5 protein-coding genes and 3 pseudogenes are annotated in these 7,093 nt (G+C 64.4%); 7 read left to right on the plus strand and 1 reads right to left on the minus strand.

All coding sequences use genetic code 11. The features are described from left to right. On the plus strand, positions 1-198 hold a 198-nt coding region (locus tag EOA27_RS15135; protein WP_127256591.1), incomplete at its 5' end, for an FCD domain-containing protein. A gap of 61 nt (positions 199-259) precedes the next feature. Here EOA27_RS15135 and EOA27_RS15140 read toward each other — a convergent pair. Then, positions 260-1,183 (minus strand): annotated as a pseudogene (locus tag EOA27_RS15140) (NAD(P)-dependent oxidoreductase); the annotation flags it as partial. A gap of 198 nt (positions 1,184-1,381) precedes the next feature. Between EOA27_RS15140 and EOA27_RS15145 the strand changes: the two are divergent. The 6 genes and pseudogenes from EOA27_RS15145 to EOA27_RS15170 form a co-directional block, all read left to right on the plus strand. Continuing rightward, positions 1,382-2,125 carry an FCD domain-containing protein gene (locus EOA27_RS15145; protein ID WP_126078836.1) on the plus strand — a complete coding sequence of 248 codons (744 nt, stop codon included), beginning with the start codon at positions 1,382-1,384 and terminating at the stop codon, positions 2,123-2,125. Between the two features lie 266 nt (positions 2,126-2,391). Then, positions 2,392-3,378 carry an aldo/keto reductase gene (locus tag EOA27_RS15150; RefSeq protein ID WP_126078835.1) on the plus strand — a complete coding sequence of 329 codons (987 nt, stop codon included), beginning with the start codon at positions 2,392-2,394 and terminating at the stop codon, positions 3,376-3,378. A 5-nt stretch (positions 3,379-3,383) separates the two neighbouring features. Then, a complete protein-coding gene (locus EOA27_RS15155) occupies positions 3,384-4,229 on the plus strand; it encodes an amidohydrolase family protein (protein WP_127256593.1) in 846 nt (281 codons plus the stop codon). 297 nt (positions 4,230-4,526) lie between these two features. Continuing rightward, on the plus strand, positions 4,527-5,732 hold the full coding sequence (locus EOA27_RS15160) for an ABC transporter substrate-binding protein (protein WP_245467195.1): 1,206 nt from the start codon (positions 4,527-4,529) through the stop codon (positions 5,730-5,732). Between the two features lie 87 nt (positions 5,733-5,819). Further along, positions 5,820-6,688: pseudogene (locus tag EOA27_RS15165) on the plus strand (branched-chain amino acid ABC transporter permease). A gap of 1 nt (position 6,689) precedes the next feature. Next, positions 6,690-7,093: pseudogene (locus EOA27_RS15170) on the plus strand (hypothetical protein); the annotation flags it as partial.

Genomic DNA, 7,093 nt, shown 5'->3' on the forward strand with positions numbered 1-7,093 from the left:
ACACTGGGCGAGCACGAGCGCATCCTGGCGGCGATCAAGGCCGGCGACGCGAAGGGCGCGAGCTCCGCCATGACGCGGCATCTAGCAGGTGCGGCTTCTCGCGTAGGACTGCCGGGAGGCGAGGCCTCGGCGAAGCCAGCGTCGACGGCGCGGCATTCGCGGCTGCGGAAGGCTGTGCGCGGGCAGGCGGCGGGGTAGGCAGCGGCTCAGCCCGCTCGGTCAGCGGCAGCCAAAACGGAGAGGAGCGCCCTGTGCGATTTCACTCAGCCGCCGGCTCAACCAGCGACACCCCGTTCAACCCCGCGACGATATCCGACAGCGCCGGCACGAATTTTTCCCCGTGCCCCGCGGCCACCGCCGTGGCAAAACCGTTGCGGACCACGGCGCCGACCGGGTTGGCGATGCCGGCGGCCTGGGCGAAGGAGGCGAGGTAGGTCATGTCCTTCAGCGCATTGGCGATGGCAAAGCGCTGGGCGTTTTCGTTGCGGTTCAGTACGAAGTCGAAGAAGGCCTGGTAGAAGCCGCAATCCATGCGGCTGCCAGAGATGACGCTGTTGAAGACCTGTGGCGTCAGCCCGGCCTTGGCGCCGAGCGTCAGCGCCTCGGAATAAATCGCGGAATAGCCCATCGAGACGAAATTGTTGAGCAGCTTCATAGTGTGGCCGCTGCCGGTCGGGCCTGTGTGGACGACGCGAGCGGCGAAGGCTTCGAGGACAGGCCGCGCGCGGGCGACCGCTTCCGCCGCGCCGCCGACCATGACGTCGAGCTTGCCTTCGGCAGCTTCCTTGGGCGTGCGCGCCAGAGGCGCGTCGATCAGCGTCACGCCCTGAGCAGCAAGCTCGGCAGCGAGCGCGATCGTCGAGGACGGGTTGGAGGTCGAGCAGTCGACGATCAGCAGTGGTTTGCCGGCAGCCGCAAGCCCCTCCGGTCCCTTCACGACCGCTTCCACTTGCGGCGAGCCGGTGACGCAGAGGAGAACGATGTCGCAGCCTTCGGCGAGCGCACGCGGTGTGGCCGCCTGGCGGGCACCGGCGCCGACCAGCTTCAGCGCCGCCTCCTGGTTGCGGTGCGCCCAGACCGTCAGCGGCCAAGCCTTGGCCAGAAGGTTGGCCGCCATGCCCGAGCCCATCGCGCCAAGTCCAATAAAGCCGATTTGCCGCTTCATGTTGGTCTTCCCTTGCTGTTGGGGTTGCTGTCCTGATGCATGCCGTTGTCCTAGAACCGCTGTTCACTTGGGCGACATGCATCTTTGCTTGACGCATGTCGTTCTCCCAGAACCGCGCGCAATTCTGGGCGACATGCGTTGGAAACGAGAGATTGCCGTTGCAACCAAGCGGTGCGATCCTTGGCGCAAGAATCGATTTAACGGGCCGGTTTTCCAATGACGGATCGCGAGGGAGCAATGTTCGGCGCCATTCGCCAGTCCCCCAACCTCAGGGGCGAGCTGGTCGACAAGTTTGCCGCGCAGATCGAGGCCGGCGATCTTGCGCCGGGACAGCGGCTTCCCACCGAGCAGGAGATTGTCAACGCGACGGGCGTCAGCCGGACGGTGGTTCGCGAGGCGCTGGCTTCGCTCCGCGCACGAGGGCTGATCACGACACGGCAGGGCCTTGGCGCCTTTGTGGCCCAGGAGCCGCCGCCGAAAACCTTTTCCATCGTGCCGACGGATGTCGAATCGATCGACGAGATCCTGGCGGTGCTCGAGCTCCGCATGGGCGTCGAAGCCGAAGCGGCGGCGCTGGCGGCCACGCGCCGCACCGCCAAGGACCTTGCGCTCATGGCCAAGCAGCTTGGCGCCATCGACCGGGCGATCGCCGAGACGGGTCTTGCTGCGACCGAGGATGCGGCTTTCCATCGGGCGATTTCGCTCGCCTCGCACAACGCCTACTTCAGCCGGCTCTTCGACACGTTCGGCACCGCGATGATCCCGCGGCAGTGGACGCAATTCGACCGGATGGAGCCCGCCGAGCGCGAACGGCATTTCGAGCGGACGCGGCGCGAGCACCGGGCGATCCATGATGCCATCGCAGCACGCGACGCCAAGGCGGCGCAGCGCGCGATGCGGCTGCACTTGACCCGTTCCTACAAGCGCTTCGAGCAGCTCCGCGACAGTGCCGGGAAGTAAATCGGGCAAGGCCGCTCGACCGGTTCGTGGCTTGTATCGATCAGCGGCGGCGGCGGCTTGACGGTCCAGGTCGGGTTGGCATCGATCGCCGACACGCGCCAATGCCAGGAACCTGCTGTTGCCCTCCAGCTTGCCGGTAGATTCAAGGCCGCCGCTTTTTGCCATCACCTTTTGCATGCTTACAGGGTTGTCATACAACTATCCGGTCTGATATTCCTGCGGGCACGACCCGTCAAGACGACGTTGGCTTTGAGGAGTGAGTTTCCATGCATCAAAGGCGATTTGGCCGCACCGGCTGGCAAGTGTCGGAAATCGGCTTCGGCAGTTGGGCGATCGGCGCCGACTGGGGTGACGTCGAGGAGAAGGACGGCATCGCGGCGCTGAATGCGGCGCTCGATTCAGGCGTGACGATGATCGACACGGCCGATGTCTATGGCGACGGCCGGGCGGAAAAACTGATCGCGAAGACGCTGAAGGGGCGGGGCGGCGCGAGGCCGATGGTCGCCACCAAAGCCGGCAAGCGGCTAAACCCGCATGTCGCTTCCGGCTACAATCGCCAGAACCTGACCAGCTTCGTCGAGCGCAGCCTGCGCTATCTCGAGGTCGACGTGCTCGACCTGGTCCAGCTCCACTGTCCGATGACGGAGGTCTTCTACCAGCCCGAGACGTTCGAGGCGCTGGACAGGCTGGTCGAGGAGGGCAAGATCCGTCACTACGGCGTCAGCGTCGAGAAGGTCGAGGAAGGCATCAAGGCGCTGCAATATCCAGGCGTCGTCAGCGTCCAGATCATCTACAACATGTTCCGGCAGCGACCCGCGGAGCTGTTCTTCGACATGGCGCGCCAGAAGGATGTCGCCATCATCGTCAGGGTGCCGCTGGCCAGCGGGCTCTTGTCCGGCAAGTTCAAGAGCGATTCCAGTTTCAGTGCCAAGGACCACCGCAACTACAACCGGCAGGGCGAGGCCTTCGACGTCGGCGAGACATTCTCCGGCGTGAACTATCAGGAAGGCCTGCAGGCGGTCGAGGAATTGCGGCCGCTGCTGCCGCCAGGCGCGACAATGGCGCAATGGGCGCTGCGCTGGATACTGATGAACCCGGCGGTGACGGTGACCATTCCGGGCGCCAAGTCCGTCCGGCAGGCGCAGGAAAACGCCGCCGCGTCCGACCTGCCGGCGCTGTCGCCGCAAGTGATGGAGCGCATCGCCGACATCTATGAGCGGCGCATCAAGGCCGCTGTGCACCAGCGCTGGTGACCGCCATGGTGATCGACGGCCATCAGCATTTCTGGGATCCGGCGGATGGCTCCTGCGGCTGGATGACGGAGGATTACGCTTCCATACGCCGGGTGTTCTCCCCCGACGACCTCATGCCGGCGCTCGCCGCGGCCGGCGTGGACAAAACCATCCTTGTCCAGACTTGGCATTCGCTCAACGAGACGCTTGTGTTCCTGGAGACCGCGAGCCGGACCGACTTCGTCGCCGGCGTCGTCGGATGGGTCGACCTCACCGACCCCGAGGTGGCGGCCACCTTGTCCGAGCTGAAGGCGCGGCCGGATGGCCGCTATCTGGCCGGTATCCGTCACCTCGTCCATAACGAGGCGGATCCGAACTGGCTGCTGCGCGCGGACGTCCAGCGCGGGCTGGCTGCGGTCGCCGAAGCGAACCTCGCCTATGACCTGCTGTTGAAGGAGCCGCAAATCCCCGCGGCCCTGGAGACGGTGGAACGGCATCCCAATTTGCGTTTCGTGGTCGACCACATCGCAAAGCCGCGCATTGCGCAGCACGCCATGGAGCCATGGGCCGGATTGATGCAAGGTTTCAAGGCGCATCGCGACCACGTCTGGTGCAAGCTGTCCGGGATGGTCACGGAGGCCGACTGGCGGCATTGGAAAAGCCAGGACCTGCAGCCCTATGTCGACGCGGTGCTTTCGATCTTCGGGCCGTCGCGATGCCTGTTCGGCTCGGACTGGCCGGTCTGCCTGGTCGCCGCCGACTATCAGTCGGTCAAGCACGCCCTCGGCGATTGCCTCTCCGGGTTGACGGAAGAAGAACGGTCGCAAATTTTTGGCGCTTCCGCCATTGAGGCGTACCGCTTGTCGCTGTGACTGTGGCAAGGCTCTGCGCCCTCCGCCTTGGCGTTGCCGGGCCACTTTCATCATCACAATGACCGCGGCGCATGTCTCTGCGTTGGGCATCCTTGTCCGGCGCCTCGCACGATGAACTTCCCAACCCAAGCTTAGATCGGAAACAGACGAACGAAAGGGGTGACACGACGCCACCTGTTCGATCGCCGTCAGGCCGGAGTCAAGTTGACAGCCGTGTTACATGGTAATAGGGTTGTATGACAAGTTGGCCATGTAACGGGAGGAACATGCATGAGACAGCTAGGACTTGGATTGGCCATGGCAGCCGCTGGGCTCGCCATGGCTTTGCAGACGGCACGTGCCGACGAGGAACTGCCCATCGGCGTCATCGCCGCGCAGTCGGGCTCGTTCGTTTCGGCCGGCAACACCATCGTCGGCGCCGCCAACCTGGCGGCGCAGCAGATCAACGACGCCGGCGGCATCAAGGTCGGCGACAAGACCTACAAGATCAAACTCTATATCCGCGACAACCGGACGGATGTGAACGTCACCATCGCGTCCGCGCGCGAGCTGGTCAACGACATCGGCGTCAAGGCGATCTGGGGCACCGAGACGCATGACTTCTCCGTGTCGATGGCCAAGATCACCGGCCCGGCCAAGGTCCTGCAGTTTTCCGGCAACAGCTCGCTCGGCGCCGTGCTCGACGACAAGGCCGTCGCCGAGGACGGCTGGCTCCACTACGCGTTCCAGAGCGAGCCGCAGGAATGGCAGCGCAGCGGCAGCACCGCCAAGGGCGTGCTGTCGCTGCTCACGCCGCAGCTGAAGTCGCCGCCGAAGCATTCGGTGGTGTTCGTCGGCAATGACGCGACCGGACAGTATCTGTCGTCGCACTATGTCAAGGCGCTCGAGGCGGAAGGCCAGAAAGTCGACCTCGTGCAGTATCCGCCGGATACGACCGACTTCTCGCCGCTGCTCACCCGCATCAAGGGCATGAAACCCGATATCGTGCATTTCTGGTACAACGGCGATTCAACCCTCACCGCCTTCCCGCAAGCCCTCAAGCTCGGCGTGGCCCCGTCCTATTTCCTGTTCGGCGTCGATCCGGGCATCTATCAGGAGCGTAGCCTGAAGGCGAACGTGCCGGTGACGATGAGCTGCGTGCCGGTCTGCTGGGGTTCCTCGCCATACCCCGAGGTGAAGCAGTATTTCGACAAATATTTCGGCCTCGGCGCCGCCAAAGGCCCGCAGTCCTCCGTTTCGCTGCTCTATTACGATTACTTCTTCTGGTACGCCAAGGCGCTGGAGAAGGTCGGCAAGATCGATGATCCGGACGCGGTGGTCGCAGAGCTCCTGAAGTCGGACTACAAGGGCGTCGTGTCGCCTGTGCCGCTTGTGTTCAACAAGCATCATCAGGTCACCTTCGCGACCGAGGTCTGCATGGTCGAACCCAACACATCCGACAAGTTCAAATGCGCGGTCGAGCAGCCGCCGGCCGCACCGCCGCCCGGCGACAACGGCGGCTGAGCCGGCCCTCGACAAAATCCAAAATCGGGATGGGCGGCTATGTTCCGCCCATCTCCTTCCCAGCAGGTTCGCCACCCGGATTTGATGATGGACATTTTTGTGCAGCAACTGGTGAACAGCCTCTCGGTTGCCAGCGTCACCATTCTCATTGGCATCGGCATCACGCTGATCTTCGGCCTGGCCGGCATCGTCAATTTCGCTCATGGCGAGTTCCTGATGGTCGGGGGCATGGCGACCTGGTTCATGGTCGGCACCGGCATGAACTTCTTCGTCGCGCTGGTGTTGGCCGGCTGCTGGTTGGAGCGCTCGGCTTTGCCGCCGAAAGATGCCTGTTCCGCTTCACGCTCAACCGGCCGATGAACGGCTTCATCATGTCGATCGGCCTCAGCGTGATCCTGCAGCACGCCGTCATCCGCGTCTTCAACGAGTTCCAGAAGAGCATCACCGACCCGGTCGGCCTGGTCTGGACGATCGGCGGCGTGGATATCATCGCCATGCGCGCGATCGTCGTCGCGGTAACGGCCGTGATCGTGGCGATAACTTATTTCGGCATCTCGCGCAGCCGCTATGGGATGGCGTTGCGGGCGAGTGTTTCGGACCGCGACACCGCCGAGCTGATGGGCATCCCGGTGCGCCGCTATGTCACCGGCGTCTTCATCTATGGCAGCCTGCTTGCCGGCATCGGTGGCGCGCTGATGATCTCGCTGTTTCCGATCACGCCCTTCACCGGCAGCGTTATCATCATCCGCGGCTTCGCGGTTTCGCTGATCGGCGGTCTCGGCAATGTCGGCGGCGCCGTCGTTGGCGGTCTCGTGCTCGGCCTGGTCGACGGCCTCAGCGCTGGTTACGGATATCCGGAATGGACCGACGCCTATTCGCTGGTCGTGATGATCCTGATCCTGGTGCTGCGGCCCCAGGGTCTGCTCGGCGGCACGCTCGGCCCCAAGGCATCGTGAGATGTCGATGCCCATGACCGACACCAGCGCCGACAAGACGGGCGCCGCGCCGGAAGGCAGCAGAGCCCGGGATCGCCTCGCGCTTCTGACGGCGGACAACGCGTCGGTTCCCCTGCCGGCCGGCGTTCAGGCGATAACGGCAATCCTGCTGGCGGGGCTGCTCATAGCTTTGCCCTGGCTCGGCCTCGGCTACCGCTTCCTGTCGATCGCCATCACCACGCTCTATACGGCGATCGGCCTCTACGGCCTCGGTCTGCAGTTCGGCCAGGCCGGCATCATGTCGGTCGGCCATGCGGCGCTGATGGGGATCGGCGCCTATGCCTCGGCGATCCTCTCCGTGCAGCTCGACCTGGGCTTCTGGACGTCGCTCCCCTTCGCCATGGCCTTGTCGGCGATCGTCGGCGG

The organism is Mesorhizobium sp. M2A.F.Ca.ET.037.01.1.1 (assembly GCF_003998075.1).
In the GTDB taxonomy this organism is placed as follows: domain Bacteria; phylum Pseudomonadota; class Alphaproteobacteria; order Rhizobiales; family Rhizobiaceae; genus Mesorhizobium.

Bases quoted from the DNA above. Each gene is read 5' to 3' on its own strand.
- EOA27_RS15155 (WP_127256593.1), top strand. From the start codon at position 3,384: ATGGTGATCGACGGCCATCAGCATTTCTGGGATCCGGCGGATGGCTCC.
- EOA27_RS15150 (WP_126078835.1), top strand. From the start codon at position 2,392: ATGCATCAAAGGCGATTTGGCCGCACCGGCTGGCAAGTGTCGGAAATC.
- EOA27_RS15145 (WP_126078836.1), top strand. From the start codon at position 1,382: ATGACGGATCGCGAGGGAGCAATGTTCGGCGCCATTCGCCAGTCCCCC.
- EOA27_RS15160 (WP_245467195.1), top strand. From the start codon at position 4,527: ATGGCAGCCGCTGGGCTCGCCATGGCTTTGCAGACGGCACGTGCCGAC.